The following is a 22,505-nucleotide window of genomic DNA, read 5'->3' on the forward strand; positions in this document are numbered from 1 at the left end:
TCACGCCTCCGCGCTACGGCCCTTCAAGGCGAACATGCCCTGCGGACGCTTCTGGATGAACAGCACGATCAGCACGAGCACCGCGATCTTCGCGAGCACCGCGCCCCAGAACGGTTCGATCGCCTTGCTGACGAGCCCGAGACCGAAGCCGCCGAGCACGGTGCCCGCAAGCTGGCCGACGCCGCCGAGCACGACCGCCATGAACGAATCGATGATGTAGCTCTGGCCGAGGTCGGGGCCGACGTTGCCGATCTGCGACAGCGCACAGCCGCCGAGTCCCGCGATGCCCGCGCCGAACGCGAATGCATACGAATCGACGCGCGCGGTTTTCACGCCGACGCACGCGGCCATGCGACGGTTCTGTGTGACCGCGCGCACGAACAGACCCAGCCGCGTGCGCGTGAGCACGGCCCACGCGATCGCGACGACGATCAGCGAGAACGCGAGAATCGCGAGCCGGTTGTACGGCAGGATCAGGTTCGGCAGTACGGTGACGCCACCACTCATCCACGACGGATTGACCACCTGCACGTTCTGCGCGCCGAACAGCATACGGGTCGCCTGAATCAGGATCAGGCTCACGCCGAAGGTGGTCAGCAGCGTTTCGAGCGGGCGACCATACAGGTGCTTGAGCACGAGCCGTTCGAGCACGATGCCGACCAGCGCGGCCGCGAAGAACGAGGCCGGTATCGCGAAGAGCGGGTACCAGTCGAACGCGTTGGGCGCGAAGCGCTGAAAGAGGTTCTGCACGACATAGGTCGCGTACGCGCCGATCATCAGGAATTCGCCGTGCGCCATGTTGATCACGCCGATCAGGCCATACGTGATCGCGAGGCCTAGCGCGGCGAGCAGCAGCACGCTGCCGAGCGACAGCCCCGCGAACAGCGTGCCCGCGATCTGGCTGCGGCGCTGGATCGCATCGAGCTCGTCGATGCCGCTTTGCGCGGCCGCGCGCACGCGTTCGTCGGCTTCGGCAAACGTGCCGTCGGCTTTCTTCGCGACCAGCGGACGCAGCAACTCGTTCATTTCGAGGTCGTGACGCGCGGCGACCAGTTGCACCGCTTCGAGACGCTTCGCAGGGTCCGGGTCGTGCAATGCGCTCATCGCCCATAACGTGTCGAGACGCTTCTTCAATGCGGGATCGGTCTCTTTCGCGCGCGCCGCGTCGACGAGCGGTTTGATCGACGGATCGGGGTTTTGCAGCAGCGCATCGACGGCGGCTGCGCGCGTCGCCTGGTCGGGCGACGCGAGTTGCAGGCCCGACAGCGCGCCCGCGACTTTCGAGCGCAGCAGGTTGTTCAACGTGACCGGTTGCGCGTCGCTCGCGGCGACGGGCTGGCCGGTGACGGCATCGCGGGTCGCGTCGCCGTCCTGCAGCAGTACCGCGCCCGAGTCGGTGGCGAGCGCGCTGTCGTCGGCGAGTGCCTTCAGCACCGCGAGCGACGCGGTGTCGTGCGTGGCGATCAGTTTGTCGATCGCGGCGGACTTCGCCTCGAAGTCGTCGCCGGCGAGCGGCGCGACGTCGGCCTGGGTCAGCGCGAATGCGGCGCCCGGCACGGCGGCGAGAAGGACCGCGAGCGGGAGCAGGAGCGCCGCGCCGCGTCGTCGTACGGAAGTCGGAAATGAAAACGCCATGATGGCCTTTTGCTCTGGGTTGAGTCTATGAGCCGGTGGAGCGGGCGAGGGCGCCGCGTGAGTCGTCGCCGCGGCCGCTGCGTGACGGTGCCGCTGCTTCAGCGAGACATCGCCGCTGATTGGCGTGCGCGGTCACGCCGCGCAACGCATCAAGCGCGCGGCAACGGCGCGAAGCGCGAGGCGTTGGTGTCGCGCGCGAGCCGCGCGCGTCAGTCTCCAGGCTGCCCGTCGCGGCCGCAGCGGCAATACATGCGCGGCGAACCGCGCGTCAGAGCGCCACCGCACGCCGCAGCGCGGCTCACGCCGACACGTCATGCGACGCGCGAACGCCGCAGGAACGCCGGAATCGAGCTGACCACATCCGGCTTGCCCGCATTGCCGGCGATGAACGGGCTCCACGGTTGCGCGCGAACCGGACCCTTGGTGCGCCACACGACGTTGAACTGACCATCCGCGCGCACCTCGCCGATCATCACCGGCTTGTGCAGATGGTGGTTGCCGTCCATCTCCAGCGTGAAGCCCGACGGTGCGGCGAAGGTCTGCCCGACCATCGCGACGCGCACCTTGTCGACCTCGGTGCTCTTCGCTTTCTCGACCGCCTGCTTCCACATATGGATGCCGACGAAGGTCGCTTCCATCGGATCGTTGGTCACGCGCTTCGTGCCGCCCGGCAGATTGTTGTCCTTGACCCACGTGGCCCACTGTTTCTTGAACTTCTCGTTGGTCGGGTTGCGCACCGACATGAAGTAGTTCCAGGCCGCGAGATTGCCGACCAGCGGCTTCGTATCGATGCCGCGCAGTTCCTCTTCGCCGACCGAGAACGCGACGACCGGCACATCCGACGCCTTCAGCCCCTGGTTGCCGAGTTCCTTGTAGAACGGCACGTTCGAATCGCCGTTCACGGTCGAGATCACCGCGGTCTTGCCGCCTTGCGAGAAGGTCTTGATGTTCGCGACGATGGTCTGATAGTCGCTGTGGCCGAACGGTGTATAGACCTCCTGAATATCGGTTTCCTGCACGCCCTTCGATTTGAGGAAAGCGCGCAGGATCTTGTTGGTCGTGCGCGGATATACGTAGTCTGTGCCGAGCAGGAAGAAGCGCTTCGCGCCGCCGCCTTCGGCGCTCATCAGATATTCGGTCGCGGGAATCGCCTGCTGGTTAGGAGCCGCGCCCGTATAGAACACGTTGCGCGACATCTCCTCGCCTTCATACTGCACCGGGTAGAACAGCAGGCCGTTCAGTTCCTCGAATACCGGCAGCACCGACTTGCGCGACACCGAGGTCCAGCAGCCGAACACGACCGCGCACTTGTCCTGGGTCAGAAGCTGGCGCGCCTTCTCGGCGAACAGCGGCCAGTTCGACGCCGGGTCGACGACCACCGGCTGGATCTGACGGCCCATCACACCGCCGTTCTTGTTGATGTCGGCGATCGTCATCAACGCGGTGTCTTTCAGCGACGTCTCGGAGATCGCCATCGTGCCGGACAGCGAATGCAGGATCCCCACCTTGATCGGGCCGCTATCGGACTGTGCGTGCGCGAACGGCACGCGACCCGCGAGCGCGAGCGCGCCGGACATGGAGCCGAACTTCAACAGACTGCGACGTTTCATGTGCTTTCCCCTTGCCATTGATGGTCACTGTTTATGAGCGTCGATTTCAGCCAGCCAGGCTGAGCTCGTACGACTAGCCGCTCGTCTACTGCAAGGCACATGCCATGTGACACTTTCGCCGAGGAGCGCGGGCGATGCCCGTTGCGGCGCGGCTATCGGCGCGAGGGCGGCACGCCGGCCCATCGATGCCGCGGCGCGAAACTGGTGCAGTCGCGTGCGCCGCGCCTCGTTCGGGTGCGCGTCGCGCTGCGACGAAGCGCACTTCGCCGCCAGCGAATTGCCGGGGGCGCCCGCGGAGCATCGGCGGTGCATGGGCGGCATCAGCGCGCCGTGTCTTTGTGCATGACGCGCGCTCTACCTACGCTGAAAGGCCGCTGATGCAAGACAAAGAGACTCGACATGAGCGACCACGCGGCAGTCAGCCCACGGATACTGTTCGCTGCCTGGATGTGCTTCGCCGCGAACCGTCAGTTCAAGAGCGCGCCGCGGCTGCTCGCGAGTGCAACGAAGGAGATGTACTACCCGACGCACGATGGCCGCCGAGTTCTCGACGGCACGACTTGTGGTGCGTGAACGAGGGATTGTGGTTGGCGGGATCGCGTCGAATCGCCAGGCGTTTTAGGCGAGCTGCTGCCCGTGGTCGATCATCTGCCGCACACGTTTCCCAGAAAAACCAGGGAACCACATGTGATCGTACCGAGGTTTGGTCGATACCTTGAAAGGGGCCTACCATGCAGAATGAACTGCTGGATCTGATCAAAGGACGAAGATGTCGCGTCAGTGAATTGCTGAGGCTGGGTTGGGTCCGCTATGCAGGCGCCTGTGTGCGGTTGCCGCAGCATGGTGGTGCCGGGCGACCGGCACCGGCAATTGGCGTTTAGCCGCGGGCGGACGTTTCGAACAAGCCATGAACTCCCACCTTTCTGATTTGACCGCCTTCGTGTTCGCTGGCGGTGGCAGCCTTGGCGCGATCGAGGTTGGCATGCTGCGCGAGCTGCTCGAACGCGGTGAGCATCCAGGCTGCGTGGTGGGTGCCTCCGCAGGCGCGATCAACGCAGCGTATTTTGCTGGCCAACCGGACGGCGGTGGCGTGGCCATGCTCGAGGCACTCTGGTGCAAGATCCGGCGCCAGGACATCATGCCGCTGTCCATGCTCGGGCTGCTCGCGATGATTCTGCGCAGTCGTGCGCACCTCGTCGAGGCGAACGCGTTGCGTCAGCTGCTGGAGACGCATTTGTCGTATGAGCGGATCGAGCAGGCGACCTTGCCGCTTCACATCGTCGCGACCGATTCGCTGACCGGCGACGAAATCGTTCTCTCTGCCGGTCCTGTGGTGAACGCCGTGCTGGCGAGTGCAGCGATCCCCGGCGTGTTCCCGCCCGTTCGTATCGATGGTGTGGATCTCATCGATGGCGGCGTCGCCAACAATACGCCGATCTCAGTGGCGGTCACGCTCGGTGCGACGCGCATCATCGTGCTGCCGGCCGGTTTCGCGTGTGCGTTGCATGCGCCACCGCGTAGCGCGATCGCGCAGGCCCTGCATGCGCTGACGCTCGTCATCGCACGCCAGCTCTTGCGCGACCTTGAGTTCTATTCGACGCGTGCGCAGATCTATGTCGTTCCGCCGTTGTGTCCACTCGATGTGTCTCCCTACGACTATACGCAGTGTGCCCAACTGATCGAACGGGCTGCAAAGAAGACGCGTGCATGGCTCAGTGACGGTGGCCTCGAGCGCGCGTTGATTCCCGGTGAACTGCGCGAGCATGCGCACGCCGTGCGCTAAGAGCGCAAGCAAATACTGACGAGCTACTTTGTGCCAAGGGTCAATGAACTGACGAGCATGACCGGCTGCCAATGATCCGCTATGCGTATCGAGTTTGATCGCGAAGGCGACGGCGAATTAAGCGACTGCCTACTCCAGGTGCGACCGAATGCCATCCGGGTAGTGGCGTTCATGACCGTAAACTTACAGTCAGTAAGGTGGGACTACGAAGGAGGTCCTGGTCATGGAAGTGGAAGAAAGAAACGAAGTTCACTGGGAGCCGCTTGCGGCGATTGCCCGTGAAGAGCTGGGCGTACCCTCATTGGTGGAGTCGGGGAAGGTCACGACCGACGTCCATCTGGTGCGAATCGCCAGTCTCGCGCAGGCGCTCGAGCGGGCGTACGACCTTGGCCTGCTGATGGGTCACCGGGTGAGTCGCATGGAGCAGGGGCAGGCACTGCCGTCCAAACTGGTCTGTCGTGACGAGCAGGATGGCGTGCGGGTTACCGCCAGCAAGTGGCTGCGTACCTGCGCGAGTAACGAACCGCAAGGAGGCGAGCATGAGTGCAACACTCAGGAATGATCCTCACTGGCTCGCGTTGCAGGCGATCGCCGCCGAAACGATGGCGCTCGACTCTCTGGAGGAACGCGGGCGTACCGCGGCGGACCTTCGTATGGTTCGGGTCCGGGACATCGCCAGCGCGCTCGAGCAGGCGTACCGGATGGGCCTGAACGTCGGGTACAACGCCGAGCTGCATTGATGGAAGAGCTGGCGAAGGATTTCGGTCCTCGCCGGCGACCCGCCACAACCAGAAGCCCGTGCAGTGCATGGGCTTTTCGTTTTTTGGATCATGCGCTCACGGGTGCGGCATCTCAGGCAGAGGCACTCGCATATCGCTTCCGCTCGCTTTCGAGCTTCTCGAATTCCTCGTTATGGCATCTTCGAAGGCATCTTGCGATCGGAAACGGTTCGTCTTTCGTGCGCGGCAATCGGATGGTATGAGGCCCTTTGCCGTCGCCTGCCGAGGTTCACGGCCGAGGTCCTGTCCCAATCCGACGAGTCCTGTCTCCATCCGACGATGGCGTCACGATGAGAGGATTTCGTAATTAGGCCGACCTACGATATGACTCAGGTCTACGACGGCGGGCGTTGTCGGCGCGGAGGTACATTGCGTGTGCGTCGACGCTGGCGGCTGCCGAACGCCAGGCCAAATCGTCGATAGTTGTGCGCAGCTGCCCGAGTCGCCACTAATCCCTGTCGTCGATCTCGAAGGCCGCATTGCGGCCGAAACGGTGGGAGGTTCACATGAGCGTCGCTGCAGTCGGGACCCCGAACGTGCGGGGCGTCGACATGAAGCTCGAGGTCGTCGTCATCCCTGTTTCCGACGTCGATCGCGCCAAGCAGTTTTACGGCGGCTTGGGGTGGAGGCTTGACGCCGACTTTGCCTCCGACGATGGCTACTTCCGCGTAATCCAGTTCACGCCGCCCGGTTCCGGGTGTTCGGTCATCTTCGGCAAGAACGTTACAGCGGCCACACCCGGTTCCGCACAGGGGCTGTACCTGATCGTCTCCGACGTCGAGGCAGCTCGCAAGGAGCTGCTGGGACGTGGAGTCGAGATGAGTGAAGTGTTTCACGATGCCGCTGGCGCATACGCCGGCCCGGATGATCCCTATCTGTTCGGGCGGACCCGCATTAGCGGTCGGGACCCCGAGCAACGCAGCTATCGCTCGTTTGCCTCGTTTAGCGATCCTGACGGCAATGGCTGGCTGTTCCAGGAGCTCACTCAGCGGGCGCCCGGTCGCCTTGACACAGACGCCACGACCTTCATTTCGACCGCGGATCTCGCGGCGGCGCTCCGGCGGGCGGAGGCGGCGCACGGCGAGCACGAGAAACGGACCGGCGGCCAACGCGATGAGAATTGGCCGGAATGGTACGCGGAGTACATGGCAAGTGAGCAGGCAGGCAGGGACTTGCCTTTGTGAGCTGGCGCCTCTGATTCTTCAACCGGCTCTTCTGCGCAGTAGAGGTCCCTGAAGTGCAAGCTGGGGCGACCCGAGACCGCTTGAACGCAGCGCTGTCCAGCCATCGCCTCAGGAGAAGCACCATGTCCGAATCTTCGCAGCTCGACATCGACCGCACCTATCCGGGCCGGTGGACGGTCACCTTCAGCAACCCGCCGATCAACATGTTCGTTCCTGCGACGATCGTCGAACTGGGAGCGCTATTGACCGACCTCGAGGCAGACCCGTCCGTGAAGGTCGTCGTGTTCCAGTCGGCGAATCCCGACTTTTTCGTCGCCCATCTCGACGTCGCCAAGGCTGCCGAACGGCCGGAGGTGCTGGGCCTTTGGCGCGACTGCGTGCTACGCCTCTCGTCGGCGCCGGTCGTGAGCATCGCCAAGATTCGCGGCCGCACGCGCGGCATCGGTAACGAGTTCGTGCTGGCCTGCGACATGCGCTTCGCCAGCCGGCAAAATGCGATATTCGGCAACCCGGAGGTCGGCGTCGGCCTTGTACCGGCCGGCGGAGCGCTGGAATGGCTTCCACGCCTGGTCGGCCGCTCGCGGGCACTCGAGATTGTCCTCAGCGCCGACGATTTCGATGCGGACATCGCCGAACGCTATGGCTGGGTGAACCGCACGTTGGACGATGACGATCTCGATCCCTTTGTCGATACGCTTGCCCAACGTCTGGCCTCATTCGACCGCGAAACGCTCGGCGCGGCGAAAGCTCAGGTCAATCGGTTCGGAAGGCCGACGGGTGCGGAACTGCAGTCGAGCATCGACCTGTTCTTCCCGGCGCTAGCCTCGCCAAACGGGCAGGCCCGCCGTGCCAAGCTCCGTAACCTGGCCTACGGCGTTCCCAGCGACTTCGAAATGAACTTCGGCAAATACCTGCCTGCGCTAGGGCAGAAGGGCGACGGTGACGCAGACCCGCCGCTCACCAGCGCGCAGAAGGGCTAGGCCTTTGCGAGTCAATCGTGCTACCCCCGCCGATCGACACATTCGCACCCAGGGTTTCCCGGGCCGCAGGCGGCGTCTTAGATATCCGAACTGCCGTGGCGCCCGCTGTCGGGCGTGACCGGGTCGTCGAGCGCGTCGACGAGCGTGCGACGCCCCGCGTCGAGGATTTCGTCGGCGAAGGCCGGATCCGCGCCTGCGATCGCGCGCGACAGCACGAGCGCCCCCACCATCTGGTTGAACGTCGCAATTGCCTCGCGACGGGTTTGTTCCGGCGTCGCACCGTCCCTGGCAACCATGTTGGCCAGCCGGTCGAGATACACGGCGAGGCCGTGCGCGTAGGACGCACGTGCCGCGTCGGTCATCCGTGGAGCGTCGCCGGCGAAGCCCGACAGCGGGCACCCGGCCTCGATGTTGTCGCGGTGCGCGGCCGACAGGTAGCGCGCCGCCTGCTTCTCCACACTGCCGGCGTTCGGCGAATCCGCGTAGTCATGCATTGCCTTTTCCATCACTGCGGCGACCAGCGCGTCCTTCGACCTGAAGTGGTTGTAGAAGCCGCCCTGCGTGAAACCGGCTTCCTTCATCAGTTCCGTGAGCCCTACGGCCTCGACGCCGCGTACCCGGAACAGCCGCTCGGCCGCCGCAACGATCGCGTTGCGGTTTTCGGCGGCCTGCTGTCGTGACACACCCATCGGTCCCTCCCTAATCTCGACGATTGAAAAACATAATGTTGATCACCATTGACATGTTTGAATTGCGCTGACACAATGCGTCGCAAGTCGATGGTGATCACCATTGACACAAGTGTAGCCGACTTTCGCGGACAACGCGAAGCAAGGCCGGCAAGGCACGGATGGTGGTCCATTGCGGTGTTTGCTGCCGACGGCCGGCCGAAGTTGGCGCCGCCCGGCAGTGCAACGGTTCGGTACGCAATGGCAGGTTTGTTTTCACCGGATCTCACGCGCGCGGCGAGCCGGCGCGCATGCGATTCATCATGCGAAAGGAAGTGTTATGAAGATCGAAGGTGCTGTTGTATTCGTGACCGGCGCGAACCGTGGGCTTGGCCTCGAGTTCGCGAAACAGGCGCTCGCAAGGGGCGCGCGGAAGGTCTACGCGGGCGCGCGTGATCCGGCCAGCGTGACGCTGCCGGGCGTCGTGCCCGTGAAGCTCGACGTGACCGATCCGGCGGCCGTGGCCGCGGCCGCCGAAGCGGCGCGCGACGTCACGCTGCTGATCAACAACGCGGGTATTGCGCGGTACGGCAGCCTGATGGACGAAGGCGCGCCCGAGGCGTTGCGCGATCACTTCGAAACCAACGTGTTCGGGATGCTGGCGATGTCGCGCGCGTTCGCGAGCAAGCTCGCCGCCAATGGCGGTGGCGCGATCCTGAACGTGCTGTCCGTCGCGAGTTGGCTGAACCGGCCGCTCCTCGCCGGTTACGGCGTGTCGAAGTCAGCCGCGTGGGGGCTGACCAACGGCCTGCGTCATTCGCTGCGCGAGCAGCACACGCAGGTCGTCGGGTTGCATGCCGGCTTCATCGATACGGATCTGACGAGCGGGCTGGACGTGGCGAAGGCGACGCCGGCCGACGTCGTGAGCCAGGCCTATGACGCGATCGAGGCCGGAGCGGAGGAAGTGTCCACGGACGAGTTCACGCGGCAGGCGAAGGCCGGTCTGTCGGCAGGCATCTATCTGGACGCACCGCTGCCGCGCTGAAGCTGCCGGAGCACCTGAACACATTGCGACCGCAATGAATGGCGACCCGCCTGACCGACGAGATTGAACGATGACTGGCAGGGCAGGAAAAACAAAACCCCGCAAGGTCGTTGACCTTACGGGGGGACCCCACCGTTTCAGGCGCAGCACCAACGACAAGCGGCGCAAGGACTGCCGCCCTTGCGCCGCTTTAAAGTGCTACCCCGTGGTGAATCTCAGTAAGTCGGAACCGACGGGTCGACCTGACGCGACCACGCGTCGATGCCGCCTTGCAGATTGAACACTTTGGTGTGGCCGCGCGATTCGAGGAACATCGCGACCTGGGCACTGCGCGCGCCGTGGTGGCAGATGCAGACGATCTGCGCGTCGTCATCGAGTTCTTCGCTGCGCGCGGGAATCTCGCGCATCGGGATGGACACGATGCCGGCCATCGACGCCGTTTGCAGTTCCCACGGCTCGCGCACGTCGAGCAGCACGGGTGCGGGGCGCGAGGTATCGGCGAGCCATTCGGCGAGTGCGGGAGCGGTCAGGTTTTGCATCAGCGGGACATCCAGTTCAAAGGACGGCGGCTTGTTCGCCGCTCGTCCGGATCAACAATACAGTTCGAAGCGCAGGGGAAAAACGCCGCTCAGAACCTGAACCGCGCCGGCTGCACCGCATTGGCGAGCGGCTCGACGTAGGTTTCGAACACGTCGGAGATGCGGAATTGCTTGTCGTCGATGCGCGTGATGACTTGCGCCTTCATCACCGGCGCGCTGCCGACGAACGCCGCGAGACGGCCGCCGACCTTGAGCTGTTCGAGGATTTCCTGCGGCAGCACCGGCAAACCGCCCGACACGCAGATCACGTCGTACGGCGCCGCGCCGGTCCAGCCGCGCGCGGCGTCGCCGGTCGCGACTTCGACGTTCAGCACGCCGTTGGCGATCAGGTTGCTCTTCGCGAGTTCGGCCAGTTCCGGTTCGATGTCGACGCTCAGCACGTGTTGCGCGCGATGCGCGAGCAGCGCCGCCATGTAACCCGAGCCCGCGCCGATTTCGAGCACGCTTTCGTGCTTCTTCACCGCCAGTTCCTGAAGCACGCGCGCCTCGACGCGCGGCGCCAGCATGTGCTGGCCGGCCGGCAGCGGCACTTCGAAGTCGACGAATGCGAGGTCGCGGTAAGCGGCGGGTACGAAATTCTCACGTTTGACGATCGACAGCAGATTCAGCACGTCCTGGTCGAGCACTTCCCAGGGGCGGATCTGCTGTTCGATCATGTTGAAACGCGCTTGCTCGATGTTCATGGTGGATTCGGCGGTTTTGGTTTGGCGAGCGGGCGGCGGCTGCCGCTGACTTTTGTCCTGACCCGGCCCCCGGCGGATTGCCTGCGGCCGCGGCTTTGGAGCAAGGCGTTCGCTTTGCAAGCCGCGTCAGGGTAACTGCGGGATTGTACCAAATGGCGGACTTGCCCCGGACGCTCGCGGACAAGCGCCAGGCCGGGCCGCCCCCGTATTAATCCCTAGCAATCGGTCCTTGCGATTCGCATCGACATCGCTAAAAAATGTAATCGATTACATTTTTGCTGCGAGGTCGTGTGTCCCGAACGCCGTCCCGATCGTCGCCGGCCGTGTTCTCCGGCGCTGGCAGTCAAGCTCGATCTCAGTCACAGAGGCGGCAGTCGCGCGCGGCCGACGGCCCGTCGATCGGGGGCGTGGCCGAGCAGGCGGGCGTGTCGGTCGCGACCGTGTCGCGCGTGCTGAACGGTCACGACAACGTGCGGCCCGCCACGCGCGACCGGGTGCTCGCCGCGATCGATGCGAGCGGCTACCGCGTGAACGAACTCGCGCGCAATCTGCGCACCGCCGAAAGCCGTCTGCTGCTGACGATGGTGCCGGACTTCGGCAATCCGTTTTACGCGGAGATCGTGCGCGGCATCGACAGCGTCGCGCGTCAGCACGGCTATTTCATGCTGCTATGCGACACCGGCGCGGACCCGGGCCGTGAGCGCAGCTACTTCGACATGCTGCGGCGCCACCGCGCGGACGGCGCGATCTGCCTCGATCCGGCGACGATCCAGCAGGCGCTCGGCGAAGCGGCGCAGGCGCTGCCGTGGGTCGCGTGCTGCGAGTTCGATCCGGAGATGGGCGTGCCGTACGTCGGCATCGACAACTATCGCGCGGCCGGCGACGCCGTGCGTCATCTGCTCGCGCGCGGCCACCGGCGCATCGGCCTCATCAACTCCGACGTCGACTATCTGTATGCGCGCCAGCGTCAGCAGGGCTACCTCGACGCGTTGAGCGATGTGGGCATCGCGCCCGATCCGCGCTGGCGCATGAATCTGAACAGCCTCGACTACGAGGCGGGCGCCTCGGCCGCGGCCGAGTTGATGCGGCAACAGGATGCGCCGAGCGCGATCTTCGCGGTGTCGGACACGCTCGCGATCGGCGTGATCCACGGCTTGCGCAGCGTCGGCAAGCGCGTGCCCGACGACGTCGCGGTGGCCGGCTTCGACGACATCTCGCTCGCCGCGCAGATCGATCCGCCGCTCACGACGATCGCGCAACCGATGCGCGAGCTCGGCGAGACCGCCGCGCGTCTGCTGCTGCAACGCCTCGCGAATCCGCAGGCCAACGTGCCTGGCGTGCTGCTGCCGCATCGTCTCGTGATTCGTGGGAGCGCGTGAACCATGAGCCTCGCGATCCGCTTCGACGACATCCGCAAGGACTTCGGTCCAGTGCGCGTGCTGCACGGCGTGAGCTTCGAGCTGGCGCCCGGCCGCATCTACGGTCTGCTCGGCGAGAACGGCGCGGGCAAGTCGACGCTGATGAAAATCCTCGCCGGTTATGAAACGGCCACCTCGGGTAGCGTGCTGGTCGATGGCCACGCGCAGCGCTTCACCGGTTCGCGCGAGGCTGAGGCACAGGGCATCGTGCTGATCCATCAGGAGTTCAACCTAGCCGAGCATTTGACGATCGCGCAGAACATGTACCTCGGTCACGAGAAGCGCCGCGGCTGGTTCGTCGACGATGCCTCGATGCGCAGCGAAGCCGCGCGCTATCTCGCGCAGGTCGGGCTCGAACGGACGCCGGACACGAAGGTGCGCGAGCTGATCGTGGCGGAGAAGCAGATGGTCGAGATCGCGAAGGCGCTGTCGCGCCGCGCGCGTCTGTTGATCATGGACGAGCCGACCGCGACGCTGACGCCCGCCGAAACCGAACGTCTGTTCGCGCTGATGCTGAAGCTGAAGGCCGACGGCGTGACGATCGTCTACATCTCGCACAAGCTCGATGAGGTGGAGCGCATCACCGACGAAGTGATCGTGATGCGCGACGGCCGCTTCGTCGCGCGCGGCGAAACCTCGGGGCTCGCGCGTCAGCAGATGGCGAACCTGATGGTCGGTCGCGACGTGTCCGACATGTTCCCCGACAAGCACACGGTGGCCGCCGACACGCCGATCGCGTTGCGGGTGAGCGGCCTCACGGTGCCCGACTGGGTCGAGGACCTGAGCTTCGAGGTGCGCGCGGGAGAAGTGCTCGGCTTCGCGGGCCTCGTCGGCGCGGGCCGCACCGAAGCGTTCGAGGCAATCATCGGCTTGCGCAAACGCACCGGCGGCACGATCGAAATCGCCGGCCGGCCCGTCGACCTGAAAAGCCCGCGCGACGCGATGCGCAACGGTCTCACGTATCTGAGCGAGGACCGCAAGGGCAAGGGCCTGCACGTCAACATGAGCCTGCAGGACAACGTCACGCTGATGACGCTCGAACGCTTTGCGCATCCGCTGCTCGACATGAAAGCGGGACGCGCGGCGTTGCAGAAGGCCGTCGGCGATTTCGGCATCCGCACCGGCGACCTGTCGAGCCGCGCGCGCATGCTGTCGGGCGGCAACCAGCAGAAGCTCGCGCTCGCGAAGTTCCTGCAGCCCGACCCGAACGTGATCGTGCTCGACGAGCCGACCCGCGGCGTCGACGTGGGCGCGAAACGCGACATCTACTTCCTGATTCATCGTCTCGCCGCGCAGGGCCGCGCGGTGATCGTCATTTCATCCGAACTGATCGAGCTGATCGGCTTGTGTCATCGCGTCGCCGTGATGCGCGCGGGACGCCTGCAAGCGACGCTGACGCTCGAGCATCTGACCGAAGAGGAGTTGATCGCTCATGCGACCGGCACCCACTGAAGCCGTGCAATCACGCCGCGCGCTGCGCGTCGCGCAGCGGCTCTATACCCTCGGGCCGCTTGCCGGGCTGATTCTGCTGTGCATCGTCGGCACGCTGCTCAACCGCGACTTCGCGACGCTCGACAACCTGATGAACGTGCTCACGCGCACGTCGTTCATCGGCATCATCGCGGTCGGCATGACCTTCGTGATCATCTCGGGCGGCATCGATCTGTCGGTCGGCTCGATGGCGGCGTTGATCGCGGGCATCATGATCTGGCTGATGAACGGGCTCGCGGCCGGTGCGTCCGGTCATGCGCTGCCGCCGTTGCTGATCGTGACGATCGGCATCGTGGCGGCGCTCGTGCTCGGCGCGCTGTTCGGTTGCGCGCACGGGTTGCTGATCACCAAAGGGCGCATCGAGCCGTTCATCGTCACGCTCGGCACGCTGGGGATCTTTCGCGCGGTGCTGACATGGCTCGCCGATGGCGGCGCGCTGACGCTCAATGATTCTCTATCCGACCTGTATGGTCCCGTCTATTACGCGAGCCTGTTCGGCGTGCCGGTGCCGATCTGGGTATTCCTCGTGGTCGCGGCCGGCGGCTCGCTGATCCTCAATCGCACCGCGTTCGGCCGGCACGTGCAGGCGATCGGCTCGAACGAACAGGTCGCGCGTTATGCGGCGATTCGCGTCGATACGGTCAAGATCGTCACGTACGTGCTGCTCGGGATCTGCGTGGGCGTAGCCACCGTGCTCTACGTGCCGCGCCTCGGCTCCGCCACGCCGACCACGGGCCTCTTGTGGGAGCTCGAAGCGATCGCCTCGGTGGTCGTCGGCGGCACGGCGCTCAAAGGCGGCGAGGGGCGCGTGATCGGCACCGTGATCGGCGCGATCCTGCTGTCGGTGATCGCCAACATCCTGAACCTGACCAGCATCATCAGCGTGTATCTGAACGCGGCGGTGCAGGGCGTCGTGATTATTTTCGTCGCGTTCGTGCAGCGCGGACGACGGTAGAAGTGCGTTGCAAGCAGGGGTAGCAAGGCAGGCGCGGTAAACCAACGGCAGGTCCGAAAAATCGGGGCGAGCGAACGCCTCATGATTGGAGACACACACCATGAAGCAAGTCATTCGAGCGATCGGCGCCGGCGTGCTGGCGTTGGGGATACTGGGCACGGCGGGCGCGGCGCGCGCCGACGACAAGGTCACGCTGGGCGTCGCGATTCCGACGGCCGATCACGGCTTCACCGGCGGCATCGTCTGGTGGGCGAACAAGGCGAAGGAAGATCTGGAAAAGGCGCATCCCGATCTGAAAGTGATCGTGAAGACCGCGGCCAACGCGCCCGAGCAGGCGAACCAGTTGCAGGATCTCGTGACGGTCAACAAGATCAACGCGCTCGTGATCTTCCCGTACGAATCGGCGACGCTGACGCAGCCGGTCGAGCAGGTGAAGAAAAAAGGCGTGTACGTGACGGTGGTCGATCGCGGTCTGACTAACACGAGCGCACAGGATGCCTACGTGGCCGGCGACAACACCGCGTTCGGCAAGATTCCGGCCGAGTATCTGGCGAAGGCGCTCGACGGCAAGGGCAACATCGTCGCGCTGCGCGGCATTCCGACCACGCTCGACAACGAGCGCTGGACCGCTTTCACCGGCGTGCTGAAGAACTACCCTGACATCAAGATTCTCGACGCGAAGTACGCGAACTGGAATCGCGACGACGCGTTCAAGGTGATGCAGGACTACCTGACGCGCTTCAAGCACATCGACGCCGTGTGGGCCGCCGACGACGACATGGCGGTCGGCGTGTTGAAGGCGATCGATCAGGCCAAGCGCAACGACATCAAGATCGTGTTCGGCGGCGCGGGCTCGAAGGGCATGGTGAAGAACGTGATGGACGGTGCGCCGATGATCAAAGCCGACGTATCGTACTCACCGAAATTCATCTACGACGCGATCAAGCTGACGGCCGAGGCGCGGCTGAAGGGCGACAAGCTGCCGCCCACGACGATCATTCCGTCGGTGTTGATCACGAAGGAAAACGCGCAGCAGTTCTATTTCCCGGACTCGCCGTTCTAACGGGCACTCCGGGCATCGTCCGGCGCGCGGGTGCGGCCCGCGCGCAAAATTCGAGGAACCGATCGATGAAAACCATCAAAGGGCCGGCGATTTTTCTCGCCCAGTTCATGGGCGACGACGTGCCGTTCGACAACCTCGCGCATCTCGCGGAGTGGGCCGCGGGTCTCGGCTTCAAGGGCATCCAGGTGCCGTGCGACCCGCGCCTGATCGGCCTGGAGAAAGCGGCCGCGAGCGACGCGTACTGCGACGAACTGCGCGAGACCGTCGACAACGCGGGCGTCGCGATCACCGAACTGTCGACGCATCTGCAGGGGCAACTGGTCGCCGTGCATCCGGCGTACGACACGCTGTTCGACGGCTTCGCCGCGCCGCACGTGCGCGGCAATCCGGCGGCCCGCACGGAGTGGGCGAGCGCGCAGATGAAGCTTGCGGCGCAGGCGTCGCGTCGTTTGGGCCTGAGCACGCACGTGTCGTTTTCGGGCGCGCTGGCGTGGCCGTATTTGTACCCGTGGCCGCAGCGGCCGGCCGGTCTCGTCGAAGCCGCGTTCGACGAACTCGCGCGCCGCTGGACGCCGATTCTCGATGCGTTCGACGCGGCCGGCGTCGACGTCTGCTACGAACTGCATCCGGGCGAAGACCTGCACGACGGCGTGACGTTCGAGCGCTTTCTCGCGGCGGTCAAACAGCATCCGCGCGCGAACATCCTGTACGACCCGAGCCACTTCGTGCTGCAGCAGCTCGACTATCTCGCGTTCATCGACATCTACCACGAGCGCATCAAGGCGTTTCATGTGAAGGACGCGGAGTTTCGTCCGACCGGCAAGCAGGGCGTGTACGGCGGGTATAGCGGCTGGGTCGATCGCGCGGGGCGCTTTCGCTCGCTCGGCGATGGGCAGATCGACTTCGGCGCGATCTTCTCGAAGATGGCGCAGTTCGATTTTCCGGGCTGGGCGGTGCTCGAATGGGAATGCGCGTTGAAGCATCCGCACGACGGCGCGCGCGAAGGCGCGGAGTTCATTCGGCGGCACATCATCCGCGTGGCCGAGCATGCATTCGATGACTTCGCGGGCAGCGGGGTCGATACCGCGCAGCTGAAGAGCGTGCTGGGCATCTGAACGAGGCATGACGACGCCACAGACGGCGACGCAACACATGGGAGCGCAAGCAATGCAGCGAAGAAGGCTCAGGCTGGGCATGGTCGGCGGCGGGCAGGGCGCGTTCATCGGCGCGGTGCACCGGATCGCCGCGCGGCTCGACGATCGTTTCGAACTGGTGGCGGGCGCGTTGTCGTCCGATCCCGAGCGCGCGCGGGCGAGCGCCGTCGAAGCGGGCATCGCGCGCAGCTACGCGGACTGGCAAGAGATGGCGCGCGCCGAGGCCGCGCGCGACGACGGCATCGACGCGGTCGCGATCGTCACGCCGAATCATCTGCATGCGCCGGTCGCGACGGCGTTTCTCGACGCGGGCATTCACGTGATCTGCGACAAGCCGCTCGCGGTTTCGCTCGCCGAAGGCGAAGCGCTCGCGAAGCTCGCGCAGTCAAGAAAACGGCTGTTCGCGTTGACGCATACCTACTCGGGCTACCCGCTCGTGCGGCATGCGCGGGAGCTGATCGAACGTGGCGAGCTGGGCGAGATTCGCGTCGTGCAGGTCGAGTATGCGCAGGACTGGCTCGCCGAGCCGCTCGAAACCGGCGGCGCGAACAAGCAGGCGGGCTGGCGTACCGATCCGGCGTTGGCGGGGCCAGCCGGGTGCCTCGGCGATATCGGCACGCACGCGTATCAGCTGGCCGCTTTCGTGACGCGGATGATGCCGCGCGCGCTGTCGGCCGAGTTGCACACGTTCGTGCCTGGGCGTCGTATCGACGATCACGTGCAGGCGATGCTGCGTTATGCGAACGGCGCGCGCGGCATGCTATGGGCGAGCCAGGTGGCGAGCGGCGCGGAGAACGCGCTGCGCTTGCGCGTGTATGGCACGAAGGCCGGGCTCGCGTTCGATCAGGAGGAGCCGAACGCGTTGTGGTTCACGCCGTTGGGCGGCGCTGCCGAGAGACTGACACGCGCTCGGGTGAAAAGCGCGGTTGCCGCGCATGCGACGCGCGTGCCGGCCGGGCATCCGGAAGGCTATCTGGAAGCGTTCGCGCAGTTGTACAAGGATGCGGCCTTGCAGATCGATGCGTTCAACGATGGCCGCGCGGCGCCGGCGGAGAGCCTGTTGCTGACGACGGTGGACGATGGCGTCGACGGTCTGCGGTTTATCGAGGCGGTGCTGAAAAGCAGTGCGGCGGATGGACGGTGGGTGGAGATCGACGGGGCGTGAGGCGTTGCAACAAAGCGCCAGGCGGGCGAAGCTGCCGAGGCGTCAATCGCTGCCGCCCTTGCTTTTCTTGATCTGCGCTTCGAACGCGATATCGAGCTTGCTGGCCTTGCGCGGTTTCTGCGGGCCGTAGGCGTCGACGAACTTGACGAAGTCGTCGAGCGTCAGCGGATCGGACACTTTCTTGTCGACTCCGCTCGATTTGTCGACCAGGTAGAACAGGCCGCCGGACAGACTGATCGCGGCGAAGCGCGGGTTGCCGGTGCGCGTTTTCAGGCGCTCGACGGCGTGGATGGCTCGGGTGGTGCGCATGATGGGAACTGCGGCGGCTGATTGACGAGAGCGTTACTTTAACAATTTTGCCAACAGTGTGCGGTTGGCGCCGATCAACGAAAACACCCGATGAACCTCGACCCGCTCAGCGACGGCAAGATCATCGACAGCTGGCAGCGCAACGCGTCGCCGTGGACGAATGCGGTGCGCGCGGGCGAAATCGACAGCCGGCGACTGGTCACCGATCAGGCCGTGCTCGACGCGGTCCTCGCGGGCAATCCGGCCACGGTCCTCGACCTGGGCTGTGGAGAAGGGTGGCTTGCGCTCGCGCTTCAGCGCCGCGGCATCCACGTGACGGCGGTGGACGCGATCGCCGCACTGGTGCGTGCCGCCACCGAAGCCGGCGTGATCGACGCGAGGACGGTGTCGTATGAAGAGATCGCGGCAGGCCGGCTCGAGCTGCGCGCCGACGTCGTCGTCTGCAATTTTTCGCTGCTTGGCAAGGAGTCGGTCGACGGACTTCTGCGTGCGATGCCGACGCTGCTCACGCGCGGCGGATGGCTGGTCGTACAGACGCTGCATCCTGTGGTCGCATGCGCAGACTCGCCGTATCTCGACGGCTGGCGAGCGGGTTCGTGGGCGGGCTTCGGCGATGCCTTCAGCGATGCGCCGCCGTGGTACTTTCGGACCTTGCAGACGTGGATCGAACTGATTGGGACGAGCGGGCTGCTACTTCGCGAGATGCGGGAGCCTTTGCATCCGCGAACCGGCAAACCGGCGTCGGTGATTTTTCGCGCGCAGGCGACGGGGTAGCGACGAGACGCGGACTAGCGCGTCTCGCAGAGATGTCCGAAAACGGAGGCATTGCATGCAAGCATTCGTCGATCATCCAGGCACCCTGTTCGTCGTGCTGTTTGTCGGCTTTACCGCGGCGATCGCTTTTGGCGCATTGGCGCTGCGGCGCGTTTTCGCGCTCAAGAGCGAGGAGCGCGAAGATTTCACGCTCGTGGTGACGTCAACCTTGACGTTGCTCGCGCTGCTGATCGGCTTCAATCTGTCGATGGCGGTGAATCGCTACGACCAGCGCAAGAACCTCGAGGAAAACGAAGCCAACGCGATCGGGACCGAGTACGCCCGGGCCGACGTGGTCGCGCCGCCCATCAGCGCGAAGATAAAGGCCGAATTGACGCATTACACGCAATTGAGACTCACCCACTATCAAACGCGGGACGCGCAGCAAGTCGCTCGCGTCGAGCAGGACACGGCGAACTCCCAGGCCGAGCTCTGGCGCCTGGCGACGCAGGTCGCCAAAGAGCAGCCCACGCCGATCGGCGCCGCCGTGATGACCGGCATGAACGACGTCCTCAACTCGCAGGACTATTCCGAGGCGGCGCTGTTGAACCGGATTCCGCTGGGAGCATGGGCGCTGATGATCCTGATCGGACTATTTGCGTGCGTCGTGCAGGGCTATGGAGCGAAAGGCAGCGTTCGAAAAGGCATTCTGATCATCGTGCTGCCCGTGACGGTTGCGCTGTCGCTGACGCTGATCGCGGACATCGACAGTCCGCGAGGCGGGATCATCCACGTGGAGCCGCAGAATCTCGCACGGCTGCTGAGGTCGCTCGCTCAATGACGTCGCTCAATGACGTCCCTCAGGCTGACTCGGTCAACTCCCGATGCAAGGCCCGATACTCCTGGGAAAGCTTATGTCCCGGATCGAGGTGAATCACCGGCGTCGCCAGCTGATGCGACTCACGGATCTTCACCGACGATGACAGGCGCGACCCCAGCACCGGCAAGCCTTCGCCGATCAGTTCGTCGACGAGCTTCTGCGGCAGGCTCGCGCGAGGCTGGAACTGGTTGATGACAATGCCTTCCACCTGCAGCGCTTGGTTGTGATCCTGCTGGATCTCCTTGACGTTTTCGAGCAGCGTGTACAGCGCGCGACGCGAAAAGTCGTCGCAGTCGAACGGAATCAGACAACGCTCGACGGCGATCAGCGCCGAGCGCGTGTAGAAGTTCAGCGCGGGCGGCGTGTCGATGTACACCGCGTCGTACATGTCGAGTTCGTTCAGCGCGTCGCGCAGCTTGTAGATCTTGTAGCGCGATTCGAGCTTGCCGTGCAGCGTGTCGAGGTCGGCATGCGCGGGCATCACGTCGAGATTCTCGAAGCGCGTCGAATGGATGAACGAGGTCGCTTCCACGGGTTTGAAGCTGAAGCCGAGCGCGGTTTCGAAGAAGCCTGCGACGGTGGGGCTGACCTCGCTCGCCTGCGGGCCGAGCAGGTACTGGGTCGAATTCGCCTGGGCATCGAGGTCGATCACCAGCGTTCGCAGGCCTTCGCTCGCGCTGATGGCCGCCAGATTGCAGACGATGGTCGATTTGCCTACACCACCTTTCTGATTGAATACAACGCGCCGCATGGTCTCCCCTTGAACGGAAGCGGTTACAAAAGGGACGAGCATACCTGAGTCGGGTGACCGCGCAGATTTCGACGGGTGGTTGCTGCCAGCTCAGCGTTGCGCGGCATCCACGTCGACCACCACCTTCACGCGTCCGGTTCCACTGCCGACGAGCTTATAGGCCTCGTCCGCGCTGCGTAAATCGAACTGCGTCGGATCGACCACGGGCGTGAGCGCGCCGCTTTCCGCGAGCCGCGTCGCTTCGCGCATCATCTCGCCAAGATGCGCGCGATGTCGTCCCGTCAACAACGGATACAACGTGAAGATTCCCGAATAGCTGGCTTCTCGAAACGACAGCGGCGCAAGCGCATGCGTACCCCAGCCGAGCGCACTGACCACATGCCCGAAGTGCCGGACCGCGGCGAACGATGCATCGAGCGAGGCACCCCCCACGGTATCGACGACCAGATCGAATCCTTCGCCGTCGGTCAGGTTCGCCACGTACTGTTCGACCGTCTGCGCGCGGTAGTCGATCGGGGTCGCGCCGAGCCGCCGAACCAGCTCGGCATTGTGTGCGCTCGCGGTTGCATACACGTCGGCGCCGAGCGCGCGCGCCAGTTGCACTGCAATGTGGCCGACCCCGCCGGCCCCACCCTGGACCAGCACTCTGGTCCCGCCTTGCAGATGCGCGCGATCGACGATACCCGCATACGACGTGATGAACGCGAGCGGCAACGCGGCCGCCTCGCGCATCGACAGATTGCGCGGAGCGTGGGCGAGCAGAGCGGCATCGACCGCCGCGTACTCGGCGAGCGACCCCTGGATGCCGCCGACGCCGCCGGTCATGCCATATACCCTATCGCCGATGGCGAACCCGCCGACGCCGTCGCCGAGCGCCTCCACCGTGCCCGCGAGGTCGATACCTAGGACGAGCGGCAGCGGGTGCCGCGCGTGCGCGGCCTGACCCGCGCGAATCTTGGTGTCGAGCGGATTGAGGCCGCTCGCGGCGATGCGCACCAGTACCTGGCCGGCGGCGGGTTCCGGACGGGGCAGCGTGGTGTATTCGAGCGGGCCGTTGTAGTGGTTGAGCACCACAGCGTGCATGGACATGGCGGTCTCCTCGTGCGGCTAGTGTCGTTTGAATCGTTTCGAGCGTGCCGCAAGGCCCGCATCGTAGAACGCGTCACTGCGCGGCCGCATCCACGAGGGCGGCCACACCGCTCACCGGCTTCATCAGGTCGTCCGGCAGGCCATGCCGCTCACGAAGATAGTCCGTCGAGTTGAACGATAGCCACGCACGGCCGTCCGCATCCTCCCAGACCAGCACCTTCAGAGGAAGATCCAGAGCGGCGGTCGGCGCGAGTTGCATCAACGGTGTACCGGCTTTGGGATTGCCGAAGATCACGAGCCGGCTGAACGGCATCGTCAGTCCCGCGCGCGCTGCGTCGCCGCTGAAATCGATGGACGCGAAAACCGTCAGCCCTCGCTCCCGAATCAACGATTGAAGACGCTCGGCCGTCGCGTCGGCCGCATGGGCGCTTGCAACGGTCACGATGCCATTGCTGGCGTTCTCTGCGATCGAAGCAGTGGCCATCATGCCTCCAGTGCGGATGAGGTGTTC

The 22,505-nt window shown here is 64.9% G+C and carries 23 protein-coding genes and 1 pseudogene; 15 read left to right on the top strand and 9 right to left on the bottom strand.

The features are described from left to right. Entirely contained in the window at positions 1 to 1,635 is a 1,635-nt protein-coding gene (gene urtB / locus L0U84_RS03315; protein ID WP_233847721.1) for an urea ABC transporter permease subunit UrtB, read from the bottom strand. Positions 1,636 to 1,946: 311 nt separating this feature from the next. Next, on the bottom strand, positions 1,947 to 3,245 hold the full coding sequence (urtA, locus tag L0U84_RS03320) for an urea ABC transporter substrate-binding protein (protein ID WP_129962950.1): 1,299 nt from the start codon (positions 3,243 to 3,245) through the stop codon (positions 1,947 to 1,949). A 399-nt stretch (positions 3,246 to 3,644) separates the two neighbouring features. Here urtA and L0U84_RS03325 point away from each other — a divergent pair. The 6 genes and pseudogenes from L0U84_RS03325 to L0U84_RS03350 form a co-directional block, all read left to right on the top strand. Further along, positions 3,645 to 3,826 (top strand): annotated as a pseudogene (locus L0U84_RS03325) (aspartate aminotransferase family protein); the annotation flags it as partial. 326 nt (positions 3,827 to 4,152) lie between these two features. Beyond that, positions 4,153 to 5,028 (top strand): patatin-like phospholipase family protein, encoded by an 876-nt coding sequence (locus L0U84_RS03330; protein ID WP_233847722.1) that lies wholly within the window; start codon positions 4,153 to 4,155, stop codon positions 5,026 to 5,028. Positions 5,029 to 5,251: 223 nt separating this feature from the next. Next, a complete protein-coding gene (locus tag L0U84_RS03335) occupies positions 5,252 to 5,590 on the top strand; it encodes a DUF6900 domain-containing protein (RefSeq protein WP_233847724.1) in 339 nt (112 codons plus the stop codon). After that, positions 5,568 to 5,768 (top strand): DUF6900 domain-containing protein, encoded by a 201-nt coding sequence (locus L0U84_RS03340; protein ID WP_233847726.1) that lies wholly within the window; start codon positions 5,568 to 5,570, stop codon positions 5,766 to 5,768. Before L0U84_RS03335 ends, L0U84_RS03340 begins: the two co-directional genes overlap by 23 nt. 545 nt (positions 5,769 to 6,313) lie before the next feature. Beyond that, on the top strand, positions 6,314 to 6,991 hold the full coding sequence (locus tag L0U84_RS03345) for a VOC family protein (RefSeq protein WP_233847728.1): 678 nt from the start codon (positions 6,314 to 6,316) through the stop codon (positions 6,989 to 6,991). Positions 6,992 to 7,113: 122 nt separating this feature from the next. Continuing rightward, on the top strand, positions 7,114 to 7,971 hold the full coding sequence (locus tag L0U84_RS03350) for an enoyl-CoA hydratase/isomerase family protein (RefSeq protein ID WP_233847730.1): 858 nt from the start codon (positions 7,114 to 7,116) through the stop codon (positions 7,969 to 7,971). A 77-nt stretch (positions 7,972 to 8,048) separates the two neighbouring features. Here the strand turns inward: L0U84_RS03350 and L0U84_RS03355 are convergent, their stop codons facing one another. Next, positions 8,049 to 8,660: a TetR/AcrR family transcriptional regulator gene (locus tag L0U84_RS03355; protein WP_233847731.1), complete on the bottom strand. Its 612-nt coding sequence runs from the start codon at positions 8,658 to 8,660 to the stop codon at positions 8,049 to 8,051. A gap of 319 nt (positions 8,661 to 8,979) precedes the next feature. Here L0U84_RS03355 and L0U84_RS03360 point away from each other — a divergent pair, with 319 nt between their 5' ends. Continuing rightward, on the top strand, positions 8,980 to 9,684 hold the full coding sequence (locus L0U84_RS03360) for an SDR family oxidoreductase (RefSeq protein ID WP_233847732.1): 705 nt from the start codon (positions 8,980 to 8,982) through the stop codon (positions 9,682 to 9,684). A gap of 215 nt (positions 9,685 to 9,899) precedes the next feature. Here the strand turns inward: L0U84_RS03360 and L0U84_RS03365 are convergent, their stop codons facing one another. Together L0U84_RS03365 and L0U84_RS03370 are read right to left on the bottom strand one after the other, a co-directional pair. Beyond that, entirely contained in the window at positions 9,900 to 10,223 is a 324-nt protein-coding gene (locus L0U84_RS03365) for a rhodanese-like domain-containing protein (protein ID WP_233847733.1), read from the bottom strand. 89 nt (positions 10,224 to 10,312) lie between these two features. Continuing rightward, a complete protein-coding gene (locus L0U84_RS03370; protein WP_233847734.1) occupies positions 10,313 to 10,966 on the bottom strand; it encodes a protein-L-isoaspartate O-methyltransferase family protein in 654 nt (217 codons plus the stop codon). Between the two features lie 290 nt (positions 10,967 to 11,256). Between L0U84_RS03370 and L0U84_RS03375 the strand changes: the two genes are divergently transcribed. The 6 genes from L0U84_RS03375 to L0U84_RS03400 all read left to right on the top strand — a co-directional run bounded on the left by L0U84_RS03375 (position 11,257) and on the right by L0U84_RS03400 (position 18,212). Continuing rightward, positions 11,257 to 12,345 carry a LacI family DNA-binding transcriptional regulator gene (locus L0U84_RS03375; protein WP_442793968.1) on the top strand — a complete coding sequence of 363 codons (1,089 nt, stop codon included), beginning with the start codon at positions 11,257 to 11,259 and terminating at the stop codon, positions 12,343 to 12,345. Between the two features lie 3 nt (positions 12,346 to 12,348). Further along, a complete protein-coding gene (locus tag L0U84_RS03380) occupies positions 12,349 to 13,836 on the top strand; it encodes a sugar ABC transporter ATP-binding protein (protein ID WP_233847735.1) in 1,488 nt (495 codons plus the stop codon). After that, complete coding sequence (locus L0U84_RS03385; protein WP_233847736.1) at positions 13,817 to 14,830, top strand: ABC transporter permease; 1,014 nt, start codon at positions 13,817 to 13,819, stop codon at positions 14,828 to 14,830. The genes L0U84_RS03380 and L0U84_RS03385 overlap by 20 nt, the downstream gene beginning before the upstream one ends. A 100-nt stretch (positions 14,831 to 14,930) precedes the next feature. Continuing rightward, positions 14,931 to 15,893, top strand: coding sequence for a substrate-binding domain-containing protein (locus L0U84_RS03390; RefSeq protein WP_233847741.1), 963 nt, complete (start codon positions 14,931 to 14,933; stop codon positions 15,891 to 15,893). A gap of 65 nt (positions 15,894 to 15,958) precedes the next feature. Next, entirely contained in the window at positions 15,959 to 17,008 is a 1,050-nt protein-coding gene (locus L0U84_RS03395) for a sugar phosphate isomerase/epimerase family protein (protein WP_233847742.1), read from the top strand. Positions 17,009 to 17,060: 52 nt separating this feature from the next. Further along, entirely contained in the window at positions 17,061 to 18,212 is a 1,152-nt protein-coding gene (locus L0U84_RS03400) for a Gfo/Idh/MocA family protein (RefSeq protein ID WP_233847744.1), read from the top strand. Between the two features lie 42 nt (positions 18,213 to 18,254). Here the strand turns inward: L0U84_RS03400 and L0U84_RS03405 are convergent, their stop codons facing one another. Continuing rightward, a complete protein-coding gene (locus L0U84_RS03405) occupies positions 18,255 to 18,521 on the bottom strand; it encodes a hypothetical protein (RefSeq protein WP_129958762.1) in 267 nt (88 codons plus the stop codon). A 90-nt stretch (positions 18,522 to 18,611) separates the two neighbouring features. Between L0U84_RS03405 and L0U84_RS03410 the strand changes: the two genes are divergently transcribed. Both L0U84_RS03410 and L0U84_RS03415 read left to right on the top strand, forming a co-directional pair. Beyond that, a complete protein-coding gene (locus L0U84_RS03410; protein ID WP_233847746.1) occupies positions 18,612 to 19,295 on the top strand; it encodes a class I SAM-dependent methyltransferase in 684 nt (227 codons plus the stop codon). Between the two features lie 55 nt (positions 19,296 to 19,350). After that, positions 19,351 to 20,115: a bestrophin-like domain gene (locus L0U84_RS03415; protein ID WP_233847748.1), complete on the top strand. Its 765-nt coding sequence runs from the start codon at positions 19,351 to 19,353 to the stop codon at positions 20,113 to 20,115. Between the two features lie 19 nt (positions 20,116 to 20,134). On the opposite strand, the gene L0U84_RS03420 is transcribed toward L0U84_RS03415, so the two are convergent. The 3 genes from L0U84_RS03420 to L0U84_RS03430 all read right to left on the bottom strand — a co-directional run bounded on the left by L0U84_RS03420 (position 20,135) and on the right by L0U84_RS03430 (position 22,478). Beyond that, a complete protein-coding gene (locus tag L0U84_RS03420; RefSeq protein ID WP_233847750.1) occupies positions 20,135 to 20,905 on the bottom strand; it encodes a ParA family protein in 771 nt (256 codons plus the stop codon). A gap of 90 nt (positions 20,906 to 20,995) precedes the next feature. Further along, positions 20,996 to 21,994, bottom strand: a complete 999-nt coding sequence (locus tag L0U84_RS03425; RefSeq protein WP_233847751.1) for a zinc-dependent alcohol dehydrogenase family protein — start codon at positions 21,992 to 21,994, stop codon at positions 20,996 to 20,998. 73 nt (positions 21,995 to 22,067) lie between these two features. Beyond that, positions 22,068 to 22,478: a DUF302 domain-containing protein gene (locus L0U84_RS03430; RefSeq protein WP_233847752.1), complete on the bottom strand. Its 411-nt coding sequence runs from the start codon at positions 22,476 to 22,478 to the stop codon at positions 22,068 to 22,070. Positions 22,479 to 22,505: the final 27 nt, after the last annotated feature.

Source organism: Paraburkholderia sp. HD33-4, from assembly GCF_021390635.1.
GTDB lineage: Bacteria > Pseudomonadota > Gammaproteobacteria > Burkholderiales > Burkholderiaceae > Paraburkholderia.

Coding starts and splice junctions, on each gene's coding strand:
- urtA (WP_129962950.1), bottom strand. CDS start 3,245: ATGAAACGTCGCAGTCTGTTGAAGTTCGGCTCCATGTCCGGCGCGCTC.
- L0U84_RS03370 (WP_233847734.1), bottom strand. CDS start 10,966: ATGAACATCGAGCAAGCGCGTTTCAACATGATCGAACAGCAGATCCGC.
- L0U84_RS03330 (WP_233847722.1), top strand. CDS start 4,153: ATGAACTCCCACCTTTCTGATTTGACCGCCTTCGTGTTCGCTGGCGGT.
- L0U84_RS03405 (WP_129958762.1), bottom strand. CDS start 18,521: ATGCGCACCACCCGAGCCATCCACGCCGTCGAGCGCCTGAAAACGCGC.
- L0U84_RS03365 (WP_233847733.1), bottom strand. CDS start 10,223: ATGCAAAACCTGACCGCTCCCGCACTCGCCGAATGGCTCGCCGATACC.
- urtB (WP_233847721.1), bottom strand. CDS start 1,635: ATGGCGTTTTCATTTCCGACTTCCGTACGACGACGCGGCGCGGCGCTC.
- L0U84_RS03410 (WP_233847746.1), top strand. CDS start 18,612: ATGAACCTCGACCCGCTCAGCGACGGCAAGATCATCGACAGCTGGCAG.
- L0U84_RS03395 (WP_233847742.1), top strand. CDS start 15,959: ATGAAAACCATCAAAGGGCCGGCGATTTTTCTCGCCCAGTTCATGGGC.
- L0U84_RS03350 (WP_233847730.1), top strand. CDS start 7,114: ATGTCCGAATCTTCGCAGCTCGACATCGACCGCACCTATCCGGGCCGG.
- L0U84_RS03385 (WP_233847736.1), top strand. CDS start 13,817: ATGCGACCGGCACCCACTGAAGCCGTGCAATCACGCCGCGCGCTGCGC.
- L0U84_RS03355 (WP_233847731.1), bottom strand. CDS start 8,660: ATGGGTGTGTCACGACAGCAGGCCGCCGAAAACCGCAACGCGATCGTT.
- L0U84_RS03415 (WP_233847748.1), top strand. CDS start 19,351: ATGCAAGCATTCGTCGATCATCCAGGCACCCTGTTCGTCGTGCTGTTT.
- L0U84_RS03335 (WP_233847724.1), top strand. CDS start 5,252: ATGGAAGTGGAAGAAAGAAACGAAGTTCACTGGGAGCCGCTTGCGGCG.
- L0U84_RS03400 (WP_233847744.1), top strand. CDS start 17,061: ATGCAGCGAAGAAGGCTCAGGCTGGGCATGGTCGGCGGCGGGCAGGGC.
- L0U84_RS03420 (WP_233847750.1), bottom strand. CDS start 20,905: ATGCGGCGCGTTGTATTCAATCAGAAAGGTGGTGTAGGCAAATCGACC.
- L0U84_RS03380 (WP_233847735.1), top strand. CDS start 12,349: ATGAGCCTCGCGATCCGCTTCGACGACATCCGCAAGGACTTCGGTCCA.
- L0U84_RS03425 (WP_233847751.1), bottom strand. CDS start 21,994: ATGTCCATGCACGCTGTGGTGCTCAACCACTACAACGGCCCGCTCGAA.
- L0U84_RS03345 (WP_233847728.1), top strand. CDS start 6,314: ATGAGCGTCGCTGCAGTCGGGACCCCGAACGTGCGGGGCGTCGACATG.
- L0U84_RS03430 (WP_233847752.1), bottom strand. CDS start 22,478: ATGGCCACTGCTTCGATCGCAGAGAACGCCAGCAATGGCATCGTGACC.
- L0U84_RS03390 (WP_233847741.1), top strand. CDS start 14,931: ATGAAGCAAGTCATTCGAGCGATCGGCGCCGGCGTGCTGGCGTTGGGG.
- L0U84_RS03340 (WP_233847726.1), top strand. CDS start 5,568: ATGAGTGCAACACTCAGGAATGATCCTCACTGGCTCGCGTTGCAGGCG.
- L0U84_RS03360 (WP_233847732.1), top strand. CDS start 8,980: ATGAAGATCGAAGGTGCTGTTGTATTCGTGACCGGCGCGAACCGTGGG.